We start from the raw sequence: 16,559 nt of genomic DNA on the forward strand, positions 1-16,559 counted from the left end.
AAATGAATCAAGAAAAGAAATTATATACGTTGCTGGTTTATTCAGAGAATATCGCCGGAATACTTAATCAGATTTCAGCCGTGTTTACGCGTCGTCAGGTCAATATTGAAAGCATGAACGTTTCGGCCAGTAACATCAATAACATCCATAAGTATACGATTACGGCTTGGAGCAATGAAGAGCAAATCGTCAAGATTACAAAGGCCATAGAAAAGAAGATAGACGTGGTCAAAGCAGATTATTATACCGACGAACAGCTTTTCATTCACGAGGTCGCATTGTTCAAGATTTCTACTCCGATATTATTGGAGACGCCGGAAGTGTCGCGTACTATACGTAAACACGATGCACGAATGATGGAGGTGAATCCCACTTATAGTACGGTTCTTTTGGCCGGACTGACAGAGGACATTGTCGATTTGTTCAATTGCTTGAATGAATTCGATTGCATCTTACAGTACACGCGCAGTGGACGCATCGCCGTGACACGTAGTCTTGAGGAACCAATATCCGACATTTTGCACCAACAAGAGGAAGAAGGAAATGGAGATGCTGAGTAAGGTAGGAAGCTATGCGTTCTTGGCCGAGCCGTTTCATTGCGACTTCTCACATCGTCTTTTCCTTGGTCATTTAGGGAATCACATGCTGAATGCAGCTGATTTTCATTCGAACGACCGTGGCTATGGCATGAGCTATCTCAATCCACTTCATAGAACATGGGTATTGTCACGTTTGGCCATAGAGATGAACGAGATGCCGCAGGCCTATGAGCGATTTACGATTGACACATGGGTAGACAGTGTGATGCGTTTCTTCACCAGTCGAAACTTCCGTGTGTCGGTAGGGGGCACGGTTTGTGGATATGGCAAAAGCATTTGGGCAATGATAGATACCGATTCTCGGCAGCCCGTAGATATCCTTGCCGTGCGTGACGGGCTTATCAAGCAATATATAGAGACTGAAACTGCATGCCCGATAGACAAGAGCTCTCGAGTGAAGATGGGAGAAGCAGCACGGCAAATAGGTTCAATCGCCACGAACTATAGCGATGTTGATATAAACGGTCACGTCAACAGCGTGAAATATATTGAGCATGTGCTTGATTTGTGGCCGCTCGACTGGTATCGTAGGCATCGTGTGAAGCGTTTCGAAATAGCCTATGTGGCCGAAAGCCATTGCGGTGATATCTTGAACTTCTATCGTGAAGAGATTGCCGAGAATGAATATGGCATCAAAATAACCAAATCGAATGGAAATACACTCGAAGAGATAGAAGTTGTTAGATGTAAGGTTGATTTTGAAGAATATTGAAATTTAATTTGGTTTATTCGTGTTAATATGTTACCTTTGCATCGAATAAAATAATAAATCCCCGGCCGAGGCTTTGGAGAAGTCTTGGAATGGATCTGCCAAACACGTTCTTTGAATAAGACAAGCATGGTTCATAGGGATAACATTAACCCGCGTTTCCTCAAAGCAGGACGCACATTCTGATTTTTTATGGCAGAACTGAATTTTGGTGGCGTTGTAGAAACTGTTGTCACCAGTAAGGAATTCTCTTTGGAGAAAGCCCTTGAAGTGTTGAAAAACGAAACGATTGCCGTCATCGGCTATGGTATCCAAGGCCCCGGACAGGCTTGCAACCTGCGTGATAATGGCTTTAACGTCATTGTAGGGCAGCGCGAAGGCCGAACCTACAATAAGGCGAAAGAAGACGGTTGGGTTCCGGGTAAGACGTTATTCTCCATAGAGGAGGCCGTTCAAAAGGGAACAATCATCTGTATGTTGCTCTCAGATGCAGGGCAAATTGCTGTATGGCCGAAGATAAAGCAATACCTCACGTCGGGCAAAACCTTATATTATTCACACGGATTTGCCATCAATTGGCAGGACCGTACGGGCGTTGTGCCTCCGAAAGACATTGATGTAATCATGGTTGCGCCAAAAGGTTCCGGCACATCATTGCGTACCATGTTCTGCGAGGGCCGTGGATTGAACTGCTCTTATGCCGTTTATCAAGATGCTTCGGGCAAAGCTGAGGAGAAGACGATTGCCTTCGGCATCGGCATCGGTGCGGGTTATCTGTTCAAGACCACTTTCCAACGCGAGGCCACATCTGACCTTACGGGCGAACGTGGCTCATTGATGGGCGCCATCGAGGGTCTGTTCGAAGCACAATACGATGTGCTCCGTGAGCACGGCCATTCTCCTTCCGAGGCATTCAATGAGACGGTCGAGGAACTCACGCAGAGCCTGATGCCTTTGTTCGGTGAGAAAGGCATGGATTGGATGTATGCCAACTGCTCGACTACGGCACAACGTGGCGCACTTGACTGGGCACCGCGTTTCCGCGAGGCCATCAAGCCCGTCATGGAGTGGCTTTACCTAAGTGTGAAGACCGGTAATGAGGCGCAAATTGCTATTGACAGGAACTCACAGCCCGATTATCGTGAGAAGTTGAACGCAGAACTCGAAGCAATGCGCAATAAGGAAATGTGGAAGGCCGGCGTTACGGTGCGCACGCTCCGGCCGGAAAACAACTGATTATTCTCGCATACATAATTGTATATATAGAGAGAGGACACATCACATTCACTTTGATGATGTGTCCTCTTTTCTTTTTTAAACGTTTACTCTTTTCCTATCGGATTACCATAATAATCATTCCGTATTTTAATTTCAGCCATATTGTGGGCTAAAATCAGCCACTTTACCACGCAATATGGCTGAGATTGCACGGTAATATGGCTGAGATGACAAAGTGACCGGAAGGACAGAAGAATTTATCACCTGCTAACCACAGATGTTCCGATAAGGACAATATTGGCATTGCTTTGTGTTTTGCGTTGGGGAGAACGGAATGTCGGGATTGAAAATCTCTTCTATGAGTTGCTTCAGATGGTCGATGAATTCTTCCTGATAGTCGGCAACGTCCATGATGGGCTGCTTATCGAGCAGCAATGTCGGGTTATAGTCATTCCCTGCAGTGTGCTGGATAAAGAGCAAGGCCGGACTGACGGGGAGAGAAGACGGATTGAGCGAGTGGCTGTCGCGCAGTATGAGCGCATAGAGAATGGCTTGCAGGTAATAATCGGTGTGGTTTTCGATTTTCTCCGGATTAAAAATGTCGTCTATGCTTTTTACTTTCATGTCGGCGTTGCTGCCGGTTTTGTAATCGACGACACGGATGCGCGCGCGGCCTTCAGTCTCTACCTTGTCGATACGGTCGATGTTCCCAAACAGATATATTTGCTTTGCCCCGCAGGAAGTATCGATGTAAAAGGCTTTTTCTACAGGCTCTTCCAATCCGAGTATGGCAAACGGGGTGAGTTTGCAGTCTATCCGTAACAGTTTTCTAAGATAATCGATGATGACTTGCCGGTTGATGAGTTGCAATCCGTTGTATGTGACGTTCTTGTCGGCCTCGACCTCGAAAAGTTTCTCCTTGAACGCCTTGTCGACGAGCCTTTCCAACAGGGATTTGTCTTTCAATGCGGCTTCAATGTCGTCTGCATGAATGGTTCCGCCGTGGTTCTTATCGGTATAAAACAGTTCCGCGGACCGGTGAAAGATGTTGCCGAATATGCGGTTGTCGATTTCTTCACTTTCGTTATCGGGCTCTTTTATCCCGGCAATGTAGCGATAGTAGAATCTCAATCGGCAGCGCAGATAGGCACTTAAGGCTGTCGGCGAAATCCGATGAAGGGCGTTGACGACGTTCATCACTTCCTCGTTCTTTGCAACGGCCTGTTTTCGACTACGCATCGGCGTTTGTTGAGCATTAAGGTTCTTGAAATGAATCTCCTGCGGGCCCTCGACCATCAGCTGAAGCATGAAACGGCTCATCTCGCCCGTGCTGGTTCGATTGGTAGCCTTGTTGTATGACAGGGTAATGTCGGTTGCTCGTTGCAGCAGGCTGTGGAAATAATATGCGTATATGGCGACCTTGTTGTCAATGGTCGTCAGTCCGAAGGCCTTTCTGATGGCATAAGGAATGAAGGAAGTGTCGTTGACTCCCTTGGGCATGTTTCCTTCGTTGCACGAGAGGACAAGTATGTGGTCGAAATCGAGATTTCGGGTCTCCAATACGCCCATGATTTGTAGTCCGGCGACAGGTTCTCCGTGGAAAGGGACCGAAGTCGACGCGATGAGCTGATTGATGAGCTTGTTGTAGATGTTGAGATCGGCTTTGAGCTCTCCCGACACAATCAGCGTTTCTAAACGATTGAAGAGGGTGTACATTCGAAAGATGGCTTCCTGCACGAACGGGTCTTCTCCCGATGCAGACGCATAACCGTAGCCGATTTCCTGCAGCAGGCCGACAAGCCATGTGTTCATTGATGCGACATCCCCGTATGCTTTTCCAAACACCATATTGGTATCTTGAATGTATTTCATGTAGGGGTGGCGCAAGAGCATTGTCTTCCACTTTTTGCTGAATGTATTTCTGCTTGCGTTGAACCCTATTGTCTGGAGGTTGATGAGCAGTTTGACAAACGATGTGACAGGAGAATACTGCAGAGGGTAGCCCGTGGTGATATTCACATGCTTAACCTCGGGAGGAAGACAATGGACGACGGTTGGCAGCAGACGCTCGTCGGCCATGATGATGGCTGTGCGTCGCCCGTCCTCGATACGCTTCTTGTCTTTCAGCCATGTACTGATAAACCGGGCCTGAATGTTTTCCGTCATGGCACTCAAATAAGTAATGTCTTTGGGCTTATCGAAATTATGATATATATCCTTGTCAGAAGCATCGAGTTCGTTGGGGAATTGTTGCAGGTATTGCCGGATATAGGTTCCGGCCTCATGGTTTATACCGTTATGTTCACGCATGTAATAATCATCGAAGTCCCAATAGAAGTGTGCCTTCCCCAATGCTTTAAGTCGTTCACAGAGCTTCTGTTCCACGGCCTGCATCATGTTGAAACCTACGAAAATATAGTCGTCGTATCTGAAGTCTATCTGTTTTTTCTCAACGACTTCTCTGTAAAGAGCACCTTCGTAGGTAAGTCCCTGCCGATATAAGCATTCTTTGAATTGTGTATATATCTCTTCGAAATTACTCCAAAGGTTGATAAATCTCTCTTTGAGCTTGGATTCCATGTCATCAGAGAAATTATCAAAGAACTTCTTCAGCAATTCTTTTTGTTCATCTGTTAGGTAGGATACATCATCAAGCTCGTGCATGTTCTTCAGATTGACAAAAATCTGATGCGCATCTCCCATGTTTTTGTCAATATCATCAAAGTCTGTGAGTAACACCTGGCCCCAACCATAGAATCTATCAAGCGTTTCTTCACTTCCGGTACATGAATTGAAGACTTTATGTAGGTCGCAAATGAGTTTGATTGGGTCGGCAACCATTCTTTCGGAGTATTCACGAAACAGGTCGCTGATAGTGATATAGGCAGGACTCCATAGCGGTTGGCCAGCATGACGTGCCAACTCTTCGTTTAAGAATAACGAGGCACGCTTGTTGGGGAAGACGACTGCGGTGCGTGAAAGGTTCGTGTCATGTTTCCTTAGTATGTCCTCTGCCACATATTGTAGAAATGTCTTGTTCATAGTTTAATGATTTTATTGGGAAACAGATACCAAATATAGCCGGAGATATTGTTATATCCCATGTCTTTTAACAGTGCCATGTATTCTGCAACCTGGATTTTATGTTCCGCTTGTGGTTTCCCAAATTTATAGTCGACCACAATCATTTCATGACCATCGGTCATGACACGGTCTGGGCGTCGTACTTCAACCTTGTCGGTAAGTGGATTGAGTTTCAAAATACTGCATTCGTTAAATAATGTCCAATGATTAGAGAACCAAGTGGACACTCTGGGATCATTAAGACGGTCGGTGATGGTTTTTCTTAGCTTTTCTTGTGTGATGACTTTATTGTATAAAACACCCTCCTCTTCAAGTTCTTTTAATGCAATATCCATATCATCAGTAGTCTTGATGGTCGAGAAAATCTTATGCATGATATTGCCTAATTGAATATAGCTTTTCTCTTTCAATTCGTCTTCGGCTTCCTCACCGATACGGATGAAGTCTTTACTTTTATTACTCTGCCTGAATTGCAGCTTACTTTCATAGTTTTCAATAATGATATCTATGTCTGTTGCGGACCGATTGAATATATTTTCTGAAGCATTATTTTGCTTTTTTGGTGAAGCCGACACGCCGCTTCCATATGAGAAACATATAGGTTCTTCGTTATTGTTTGGAGCAAAGAACTGTGCTTGCAAGGTTGTGGCGATATCTTGCAGGCAGTTTTCTATGATCCAAGAACGTCCGCTACCATTGTCTCCCTTCTTTCCATATATATAAAGCCCCTTTCCTGCCCGCGTAAAAGCAACATAAAGCAAGTTAAGATTGTCGACCACGTTTTGGAAATGTTCGTAGACATAATCCTGTTCGTAGATGGAGTTCGTCATTTTTTTCTTGCTGAAATCTATAGGGACTATCGGTAAAGCATTGAACGGAGCCTCCTGAGGCTTGCACCATATTATATTGTTCTTCTCAAGTTGCCAATCACAAAAAGGTATGATGACATGGTCGAATTCAAGTCCCTTGCTCTTGTGGATTGTAACAAGGTTGATACCCTCATTGTTGCTGCTTTGAATGGAACAACTGTGAAGACTATCGGCCCATTGTTCCAAGAAGCTATGTAAATCGGGTATGCCATCCTGCATGAATTCATTGAGTTTATCATAGAATGTGCAGATATAAGCAGTCTGCCCGGAGAGAGATTGTAGATTGAAAATTTTATAAAGTGCTTCCGCCATGTCAATGAGAGATAAACTCAGCAGATATGTTCTTTTATTGAGGAAATCCTTGGGGAGAGCGTCTTCCATGGCTTTTCCTTTTAACAGGATTTCGCTGTCTGTCACTTGGGCATCGGCGTTGGACTTTGCATATAGTTTGACAAGAGTTGCTGTTGTAATAGTATCATTCGGATTATCCAGTATCATCATACCGCAGATAATCATATTTACGGCTTGAGATGCATCAAGATGGAATGCTTCTTCGGACACAAGATGTATATTTGTTTTGTATTGTAGGAAGTAGTCGCCCACTTCTTGGATTATGGAATTTGTTCTGACAAGTATGGCTATATCTCTTTCTTTGACACCGGCATCAATAAGTTCTTGGACTTTATCTGTTATGAGACGTAGCGTTTCTTGATTATATTCTTTGTTATTTGTGAGTAGCTTGATCTCAACAGTTCCCACATCATCTTTTCCTTGTGGAATATCCTGTGTGACATCTTGGTAAGCCTTTTTTAATTGTTCTGCATTTTCTTCCGCCAATTCCTTTAGTTGTAGGTATTCTTGAAGTGAAGCTTTCTCAAAAAAAACATTGTTAAAGGTGATGATTCTTTTCTCAGATCGGCGATTGGTTTTCAGAGGTATAATGTGTATTTCCTGTGTATTGAACTCGTGTTCTATATCGTTGAGCAGTCTCCAATCTCCCGATCGCCAACGATAAATACTTTGTTTCACATCACCAACGATAAGGTTGCTGTTGTCATGGCTCATGGTCTCACGCAATAACACTCTAAAATTCTCCCACTGTATGGTACTTGTGTCTTGAAACTCATCAACCATGATATTCTTCAACTGAGTTCCGATCTTCTCAAAGATAAAAGGTGAATCATTTTCAGCAATCATTGAACGCAACAGCGTTTGGGTATCACTTAGCATAAAGCGATTCAACTCGCGGTTTAGTTCTTCCACCTTATCTCCGATACTATCAAGTAATCTTAATTGATTGAGATGTCGGAGAGTTAGTTCTGCACTTTTGTAAAGCCGAGTCTGTTGTTTCCTTTTCTTTTCTGCTTTTACAAGCATTGGCATCAATTGACTGCAGACAAGATCATAGATGGGATCGCCCGCATAAGCTCTCTTTTTGATAACCCACTTTGCTGGGTCTGAGGAAGCGACTTCTGCCGTTTTATTATAAACCTTTTCATCATCAATGAAATCTCCAGACTGTAACTTTAGAAAATAACCGCAAATGCCACGACTTCCATTTGAGAAATCGCTGATAGAGAAGCCGTTCTGTTCTATCATGGTGAAGAAATCAGTCCCACATTTCCTAATTTGCTTGTCAGCTTCTGCCCGAATTGTTTTTAAACGACTTGTATAGTGCTTAAAAAAATCCTTTTCTTCAAACACTTCCTTTATTTTCTGTCGGTTCCTCTTATAGTACTCTTTGAATATATTCATGCCAAAATGCTTGATCTGTGCAATGACATTCCATGATTTGTCATCGTCCATATTCTCATGAATGTACTCAAGAATCCATGAGAGTAGGAGAGAGGAAGCATTCAAATCTTCAATGAGCTGATCAACGGCTTGCTGTTCTACTTGTGTATCATTAAGTTCTATACGCAGGTTGGCTGTTAGTTCAAGTTCACGTGCTAAGTTTCTTAAAACCGTCTGAAAGAAAGCATCAATAGTCTCTACACGAAAATAGCTATAGTTGTGGACGAGTTCACTGAGCGCATATTTTGCATTATTGATGATGACATTCTTATCTAAAGATGTAAGCAACCTTATGTTGTCCAAATAAGGTTTACTTTCTTTCAGTCCTCTTGATATTCCATATAATTGGGTTAGTATGCGCATCTTCATCTCTTCTGTAGCCTTGTTTGTAAAGGTTACAGCCAATGTGTTCCGATATGCATGCAGATTTTCAATCAGAAGCCGGATATATTGTACTGCAAGTGTAAAGGTCTTTCCAGAACCTGCACTTGCCCTGTATACAGTCAAATTATGCATTACCAATGTCTAAAAAGTTCAAAACCAAATTTACAACCGAATTCCTTGATTTCTCCACTGTCATTGCTTAGAAACAATCCCATTGAAAACAAACGTGTGGTAAATCCATAGCCTAATTCTATATATGGGTGACAGTTTTTTGAGGCAAGAATACTGGCATATAGTCTTTCCATTTCGATAAAGTGTCCCGCCCATGGCAGATGTGAGACTGCTAACAAAGGGCTTTCGTATGTTATATTTCCCCGCATGTACCAGCGTGATTCATTATATTTATCTGAATTCAGTAATTCGAATTCTCCACTCCAATCATCGTTCCAACCTCCGGGAACATGGTTCTCGCGAAAGTTACTGTAGTCTAAAAAGAAAGTGTGTCCATCTTGTAAGGTGTAACAACCCACTCCCATACGCATCTGTAGAGTTTTAAGTTGTTGCAACTTGAGTTTCCACTGTGCATCAAGTTCCCAACGTTCATAGTCAATGTCTCCTTTCAAAAAATGTTTAATGCCTCGTTCGTAATCTAATACAACATAAGGTCCATACCATCCCGTGGGTCTCCATTGCAATTCAAAAAGAGGAGCCACTGAAATATATTGAAGAGGCATTCTTGCTTTCTTATACACTTCCGGTTCTACAGCCTTTCTCCGGTGAAAAATTAATCCGGCTTGAATTCCCCAATGGGCATTTATGTCATAGTTGTTTAATATTTTGGCATAACTGTCTTTGAAATAATAAATGCGTGGATATTGGTTGATAACAGAATCACCGACTTCCTTTCGGGCATAATTTGCAGCATTACCGTTCGAAATCCAATTGCCATTACCTATCTCCAATTGTATATAACCATTACGATTCTTATTGTACCAAAACATTGTAGGCACAGAAATATGAGGTTGCTTTTGTTTGAAAGAATAACCGGCCTTCAGTCGTGTCGTAAGTATAATGTTCGGGCTGAACATATAATTGAGACGGACATCAAACTTATAGGTGAAGCCTCGTTTATAGTCATAGCCCATGTATAGAGGATTCAAAATAGGATTGATACGTAAATAGCCTTCATTATTCTTTCCGAAATCACTTTTAATTCTGTTGACGACATTATTTCCCACAATGTCCCATAGGATATGTTTCCATAGATGCTTCTTTTCAGATAGAGTTTGGTCAACAGAATCCTTATGCTCCTTGTTCCTTTGTTCTGTGGCATATAGTTCTTTTTCCCGATTCGTCAATGGAATAGGACGGACAAGTTCCATATAGTTACTGTTATTCTTGAGCACACTATCCGGTATCACTTCCGGTAGATTATATATTGAGCGATAACTCCCCTCTGTGATATTTCCCAGAAAACTGAATTTGCAATTGAGCTTTATGTCTGAAGGCAATAAAGACTTCGTACCGGTAGTTCCCATAAGTAATCCTAAGGAAAACGTTACCATGTCGTATTCACCATCTAAGGTCATACTGATAATTCGACCATCGCTATAATTGACCAAAGCTTGCCCACGTACTAATTGTGTGTTATCGACTTTTGGACGAAAATTGATACGTGCAGTACCGTTGAGAAGGAATGTCACTTGATAATGATAGTATTGCTGATTGGCAACATGAAAAGGGGAAAGTATATTATCTTTGAAGATGGTCGGGGCATAGATGTCCGGGGTTAGATACTTCGACACCGTAGTGAGACTTTCTCTGTGTGAAGGAATTGTAGAAAGTCCGATAAGGCGTTGTACTTCAGATTGGTTTTTATTTGATATTTTGATTTGTTCATAGTTTTCACCTAAGTAATGACGCTTTCCTCCATGCGCAACAGCCCACATGGTGGGCACGGCTAAAAGAGTTATATTGCGCTTACGGATATACAGGGAGTATTTGGTATAGGAATAAGTTGTTTCACACTTTATATCTCCACTATCAACTTTCGTGGAATAGGAGAAAACTCGCTGTAATAGTTCTTTGTCTGGCCTCGGAATATCTAAAGCCTCCGACTCGAGAGGAGTGTGCAGTAATAGAAAGGTTACTGCAAAACTTATCTGCAAAATATGAGATAAACGTGCATTCATCTTTTATTATATCAACCACAAAATTACAAAAAAGGTGCTAATTCGCCAAATTAATCCATCTTTTTAAGGAATTGAGGACAGACTCTTTATGATAAAAAGATATATCCCTTTTGCGTAAAAATCCCACTGTTTTATGGAAAAGCTCATAAGCTTTCTTTGAAAAGGTATAAAGCTTTTATAAAAAAGGTATATACTTTTTCAATGAAAGGTGTATACCTTTTTCCGGAAAGATAGAATGATTACTGAAAAAAGGAGTAAAAGTTTGCCGGCCATTAAGCCTTTATGGATATGCAAAAGCACCTAAATCCGTGGCTCCGCTTCGCCTTTTCCCGTCGCGGTCGACGAGCGGCATACGGGACGCGTTGCCCTTGTTCCTTGCCGCCGACGGCTTGCTCAGGTGGAAATCATAATCCTGCTTGTCGCCATCCACCTTGACAAAGAGCTTCGTGCCCATGGAGACGGTGTCCGAAGGCTGTTCATACGTCACGTTCGTATAGTTCAGACTGTCGGCCGACTGCACCTTTGGCGTGCGTAACAGGCAATGGTCGAAATGATAGGCCAACGTGTTCTTTTCATCTTTAACGAACTCGATTTGCTCGCTCGCGTAACCGGTCACAAGGCTGTTCTCCACCTTTAATGACCGCAAAGGCCGGCTCGAAGCGATGCGCAAAGCCGCACCCCGGTTTCCGTCGAAAGGATAAAACTGCGCTATCGTACAGGCATTCACCGCCACGGCCCCGCCATCGACCGAGAGACAGTTGCCCAGACTGTTCGTCAATTGGCAGTTGACGAGCGTGGCCTTGCTGTTGACCAGCCGCACGCCGTCGCCCTGACAGTTGTGCACCGTGACCTGCTCGAGCCTCAGCTTTTCAACGTTCACGTCGCTGCTGTCGCACACGATACCGTCTTGACAGCCATGAATGTCGGCATACGCCAGCCTGTTCTGAAGGGAAGAACCATAGAAATGCAGGCCCTGCCACTGCCCGCTGACACGGTCGTAGGGCAGATAATCGAACATTCTGTCCAAGCGACTGCCACGCAACACCACTTCCTTGCCCGGCGCTCCGCCTATGACCAGCCGCCCGTGCACGTCTATTCCGGCAGTATGGTCGAAATAGAGCGTCGTACCGGCTTCGATGGTCAGCGTGGCCCCTTCGTGCACTTTGATTCCCCGCGAGACGACAATGGGGCGCGAAGGACTGTCGAGCGTCGTGTCGCGCTTGATGTCCATGAAGTCGTAACGCGTCGCATTCCAACTCCATGCCCGCAACTTTACACGTTGCTCCACGCCGCTCTCCAACGTGAAGACAAGCTCGTCGGTAAACTCCTGCGGGCCGTCTCCGACGTTTCGTCGGGCCGTAGCCTCCACAAACACGCGCAGGCTGTCGCCACGATAAAGCATCATGTTGCCCGCCTGAAACCCATTGTTCCCATTCAAAGGCCAGCCGTTCACATTGACCCTGAAGCCCGTCTGATTGCCACGTGCCAGTCGGATATTGGCGAAACGCAGCCCCGAACGGTTCGGGTTATACACCCAGAACTGATGCGTGGCCGAAGAAGTGTTTGAGAAAAGCGTATCAAGGCTGACCGTCTCCGCCGAGAACGCCAGTCGGTCTGCCTGCGATGTCGAGAAAGTCTCATCGTCATTGCAGGACGACAGGGAAAGCAATGCGGCCAACAGAATGCCGCTCCATATAAATCGTTTCATCATTGCTATAACGCAATTCGTCTGTTTTTATTTCCCACAAACCCCGACTTGCTTTTTGACGGAAGTATGAGTCGTGGACTACGGAAGTATAAGTCGTGCCCCACGGAAGTATGAGCCGTAGTTGACAATAGTATATATTGTGCCCCACAATAGTATATATTGTACCCCACGAAAGTATATATTGTCAAATCGTGCTGTCGGCAGGCATGTCCCGTCTGTCAGTAACTTTCGTCCACGCTTGGGAAAGAACAGTCCTTCACGGTGCGGATATATTGCTGAACGCCGTCGGTCATGCACCGGTTCACGTCGGCAAAATGGCGCAGGAACTTCGGCTTGAAGCCCCGTGTCATGCCCAAGGCGTCGGCATAGACGAGGATTTGCCCGTCGGTCTCGTGGCCGGCGCCGATGCCGATGGTGGCACAGCTCACCGCCCTTGTCACCTCGGCAGCCAGGTTGGCGGGCACCTTCTCCAGCGTGATGGCGAAGCAGCCGGCTTCATCAAGTGCGCGTGCGTCAGCCAAGAGTCTCTCGGCCTCGGCCGCTTCCTTGGCACGAAGGCCGTAGCCCCCGAACTTATGCACGCTCTGGGGCGTAAGTCCTAAGTGGCCCATCACGGGAATGCCTGCTTCGATGATGCCTCGCACGGTATCCATGATTTCGATGCCGCCTTCCATTTTCAAGGCATCGACACTCGTCTCTTTCATTATCCGGATGGCATTCCTGACGCCTTCCGAACGGCTCACCTGATAGCTGCCGAACGGCATGTCGCACACCACGAGACAATGCTCGCAGGCACGGGCCACGGCTGCGGCGTGATAAATCATCTGGTCTATGCTGATGGGCAGGGTGTCTTTGTTGCCGGCCATCACGTTGGAGGCCGAGTCGCCGACCAAGATGCCGTCAATGCCGGCGGCATCGATAATCCCAGCCGTCGTGTAGTCATAGGCCGTGAGCATCGTGATCTTCTCACCCGCCTGCTTCATCTCCGCGAATGTTCTTGATGTGATTTTCTTCTTGTCAGTAGCTAAATATCCCATGTTGTTTCGTCTTTCAGCGTTATATTATCGGGCAAATTCGGCTGCCAGCCAATCGTAGCCCTTGCCGATGTAGTCGGGAATAACCACGTCGGCGTAGGGTCTGATAGCTTCGGCAGGATTGGTCGTAGCCAGCCCCACGGTGAATTCTCCGGCACTGCGGACCGACTTCAACCCGTTGAAACTGTCTTCAAAGCCCACGCACAGCGACGGGGAAAGGTTGAAGCACTCGGCGCCCTTCAGGTAGGGAGCCGGGTCGGGTTTGCTTGCCGTGAAGTCTTCGCTGGTCAACACACGGTCAAACATACGCTTGAATTCCGGGCGTTTGGCGTATACCCGCTCCATCTTAACAACGTTGCTGCTCGTCACGACGGCCGTCTTGACGCCGTGACGGCGTAAATCAGCAACGAAGTCCACGAGGCCGTCCACATAGTCAAAGCGCATGTCGGCCTCGAATTGATTGAGTCTCTCGGTAATCTTTACCTGCTCTTCTTTCATGTCGGCAAAGTATTTCTCATAGACTTCAACGAGTGTCTGCCCCTTGATTTCGTTCTCCAATCCCGGCATATCGGGGTGATACAGCCGGCATTGTGTCCGCCAGAACTCCGTATATTGCGGTTCGGTGTTGAACACCACGCCGTCTAAGTCGAACAGTGCTGCTTTTACTTCTTTTCTCATCTGTGCAATCTTCTCCATATTATGGGATTTTGTGCGTCCTCGTGGTCTTTACCATGGGCTGCGAAGCCTTGGAAACGACCTGTTTGTTCTTCACGACAAAATCTTTCCAACCGTTATAATGTCGGGCACCGGTTTCCGGTCGGCCCATCTGCAGGAAGTGGCAATAAGCTGCCGCCAAGGCATCTGTGGCGTCCATGAAATCAGGCATATCCTTTTCATCTAAATGCAGCATGCGTTGCAACATGCCTGCCACTTGCTCCTTGGAAGCCTGTCCCTGACCGGTGATGGCCATCTTGATTTTCAGCGGTGCATACTCATGGATAGGCACGTCGTGGCGAATAGCCGCTGCAATGGCTACTCCTTGCGCACGCCCCAGCTTCAGCATGGATTGCACGTTCTTACCGAAGAACGGCGCCTCGATGGCCATTTCGTCGGGCAGATAAGACTCGATGATGCTCGTCACCCGCTCGGAGATATAGCCCAGACGCAGGTACGGGTCGGTCATCTTGCGCAGGTCGATGACGCCCATGGCCTCCATCTTCGCCTTGTTTCCCACCACTCGAAGCAGGCCGTAGCCCATGACGTTCGTTCCCGGGTCGATGCCCAATATGATTTTCTCGGCTTTGTTCGTCGGCATGGCTTAGCGGTCAAGATAGGGATTGCCGGCAAGCTCGGCACCGATGGTGGTCTCGGGGCCGTGTCCGGGATAGATTCTTGTGGTGTCGGGCAGCTGGCAGACGATGCGAAGACTCTGTATCATCTGGAACATCGAACCGCCCGGCAAGTCGGTTCTTCCGATGGAACACCGGAAAAGCGTATCGCCCGAAAAGGCCACGTGCTCCTCTTCGTCATAAAAGAAAACACTGCCGGGCGAATGTCCCGGCGTCTCGATGATAGAGAACACATGCGAACCGAAGGCTATCTTGTCCTTTCCCGTGAGATACTTCCCCACGGGCGGCATCTCGCACCCCAGTTCCACACCTGCTATCTGCTGCGCCTGCGCCTTGAGGTTCTGCATCAACGACGCATCGCCGCCATGCACTTCCACTTTCAAGCCATACGCATCGAACACCATGCCGTTGCCGAAGTTATGGTCGATGTGCCCATGCGTGGCCAAAAGATGCACGGGCTTCAAGCCCTCGGCACGTATATAATCCTTGATGGCCGCGTGCTCGGCTTCGAAGAACGCACCGCAGTCGATGATGACGCACTCACCGGTCTCGTCGCTGACAACATAGCAGTTCTCCTGCAACATGTTGCACATAAAACGTTTGATATTCAACATAGTCAACCTATCGGGATATAAATCAGTTTCTTGTTTTCACGGAACCATGGCTCGTCGAAGAACATATCGAGCGGCATCTCCTCGGCGATGTTCTTGAACGGTTTGAGCTCTGCCTGCAAATCGCCGCCTTTCAGGCAGAGCAATCCGTTGGGCAGGGCGTTACGCTGTTCCTTGCGGATGTTCTTGCGCACAATCTTCATCAAGTCGGGCATCGGCATCACGGCGCGACTCACCACGAAGTCGAACCTTCCCCGCTCTTCCTCGCCCCGACACTGCACGGCCTCCACGTTCTGCAGTCCTAAGGCCTCGGCCACAGCGTTCGTCACCCGGATTTTCTTGCCCGTGCCGTCAATCAACCGGAACTTGCACCGTGGGAACATAATAGCCAGCGGAATACCGGGAAAGCCGCCGCCCGTGCCGAAGTCGAGTATCTCCGTGCCGTCTTTGAAGCGGATTGCCTTTGCGATGGCAAGCGAATGCAGCACATGCCGCTCATAGAGGTTATCGATGTCTTTGCGCGAGATGACATTGATTTTGCTGTTCCAATCCCGGTAGAGCGCGTCGAGCATTGCGAACTGTCCGCACTGCGAGGGCGTGAGCTCCGGAAAATATTTCGTGATGAGGTCCGTCATTGTCTTTGTTTTGATTGTGCGTTGCAAAATTACGAATTTTCTGCGTAACTCCGTCTGCATGGCCGATAAATCTTCGAGCCGCCTCTCTTCAACAGTCCTCTGCCTTGATATAAGGAAGCCTTTCCACTTCCTATAAGGAATCCTCGACCTTTCCTTATAGGAAGACCGTACCTTTCCTTATATGAAGACTCAAGGCTTCCTTATATCAAGGCAATTGTCTTCCTATTGGGAATACGATTGCCTTCCTATTGGGAATACGATTGCCTTCCCAATGGGAATACGATTGCACTTCCATTGGGAGTACGATTGCACTTCCATTGGGAATACGATTGCACTTCCATTGGAGGTACGATTGCACTTCCATTGGGAGTAC

12 protein-coding genes are annotated in these 16,559 nt (G+C 46.4%); 3 read left to right on the forward strand and 9 right to left on the reverse strand.

The features are described 5' to 3' along the window. The first annotated feature begins 2 nt into the window (after positions 1-2). From ilvN to ilvC, 3 genes are all read left to right on the forward strand, one after another. Complete coding sequence (gene ilvN / locus HMPREF9944_RS11360) at positions 3-560, forward strand: acetolactate synthase small subunit (protein WP_008566462.1); 558 nt, start codon at positions 3-5, stop codon at positions 558-560. Continuing rightward, entirely contained in the window at positions 544-1,311 is a 768-nt protein-coding gene (locus HMPREF9944_RS11365; RefSeq protein ID WP_008566463.1) for an acyl-[acyl-carrier-protein] thioesterase, read from the forward strand. The genes ilvN and HMPREF9944_RS11365 overlap by 17 nt, the downstream gene beginning before the upstream one ends. Before the next feature lie 189 nt (positions 1,312-1,500). After that, positions 1,501-2,544, forward strand: a complete 1,044-nt coding sequence (gene ilvC / locus HMPREF9944_RS11370; RefSeq protein ID WP_008566464.1) for a ketol-acid reductoisomerase — start codon at positions 1,501-1,503, stop codon at positions 2,542-2,544. Between the two features lie 249 nt (positions 2,545-2,793). Here ilvC and HMPREF9944_RS11375 read toward each other — a convergent pair whose 3' ends face one another. The 9 genes from HMPREF9944_RS11375 to rsmG form a co-directional block, all read right to left on the reverse strand. Next, positions 2,794-5,568, reverse strand: coding sequence for a PD-(D/E)XK nuclease family protein (locus HMPREF9944_RS11375; protein WP_008566466.1), 2,775 nt, complete (start codon positions 5,566-5,568; stop codon positions 2,794-2,796). After that, the gene (locus HMPREF9944_RS11380) at positions 5,565-8,789 is read right to left on the reverse strand and encodes a UvrD-helicase domain-containing protein (RefSeq protein WP_008566467.1); all 3,225 of its coding nucleotides are present in this window, start codon (positions 8,787-8,789) and stop codon (positions 5,565-5,567) included. The genes HMPREF9944_RS11375 and HMPREF9944_RS11380 overlap by 4 nt, the downstream gene beginning before the upstream one ends. After that, complete coding sequence (locus HMPREF9944_RS11385) at positions 8,789-10,849, reverse strand: DUF5686 family protein (RefSeq protein ID WP_008566468.1); 2,061 nt, start codon at positions 10,847-10,849, stop codon at positions 8,789-8,791. The genes HMPREF9944_RS11380 and HMPREF9944_RS11385 overlap by 1 nt, the downstream gene beginning before the upstream one ends. Positions 10,850-11,129: 280 nt before the next feature. Continuing rightward, positions 11,130-12,560: a right-handed parallel beta-helix repeat-containing protein gene (locus tag HMPREF9944_RS11390; RefSeq protein ID WP_008566469.1), complete on the reverse strand. Its 1,431-nt coding sequence runs from the start codon at positions 12,558-12,560 to the stop codon at positions 11,130-11,132. 215 nt (positions 12,561-12,775) lie between these two features. Further along, positions 12,776-13,594, reverse strand: a complete 819-nt coding sequence (gene panB / locus HMPREF9944_RS11395) for a 3-methyl-2-oxobutanoate hydroxymethyltransferase (protein WP_008566470.1) — start codon at positions 13,592-13,594, stop codon at positions 12,776-12,778. Positions 13,595-13,618: 24 nt separating this feature from the next. Then, positions 13,619-14,287 (reverse strand): HAD family hydrolase, encoded by a 669-nt coding sequence (locus HMPREF9944_RS11400; RefSeq protein WP_008566471.1) that lies wholly within the window; start codon positions 14,285-14,287, stop codon positions 13,619-13,621. A 1-nt stretch (position 14,288) separates the two neighbouring features. Further along, a complete protein-coding gene (gene ruvC / locus HMPREF9944_RS11405; RefSeq protein WP_008566472.1) occupies positions 14,289-14,906 on the reverse strand; it encodes a crossover junction endodeoxyribonuclease RuvC in 618 nt (205 codons plus the stop codon). A gap of 3 nt (positions 14,907-14,909) precedes the next feature. Next, positions 14,910-15,554 (reverse strand): MBL fold metallo-hydrolase, encoded by a 645-nt coding sequence (locus tag HMPREF9944_RS11410; RefSeq protein ID WP_008566473.1) that lies wholly within the window; start codon positions 15,552-15,554, stop codon positions 14,910-14,912. Positions 15,555-15,556: 2 nt separating this feature from the next. After that, positions 15,557-16,186, reverse strand: a complete 630-nt coding sequence (gene rsmG / locus HMPREF9944_RS11415; RefSeq protein ID WP_008566474.1) for a 16S rRNA (guanine(527)-N(7))-methyltransferase RsmG — start codon at positions 16,184-16,186, stop codon at positions 15,557-15,559. Between the last annotated feature and the right edge of the window lie 373 nt (positions 16,187-16,559).

The organism is Segatella maculosa OT 289, assembly GCF_000243015.1.
Taxonomy (GTDB): domain Bacteria; phylum Bacteroidota; class Bacteroidia; order Bacteroidales; family Bacteroidaceae; genus Prevotella; species Prevotella maculosa.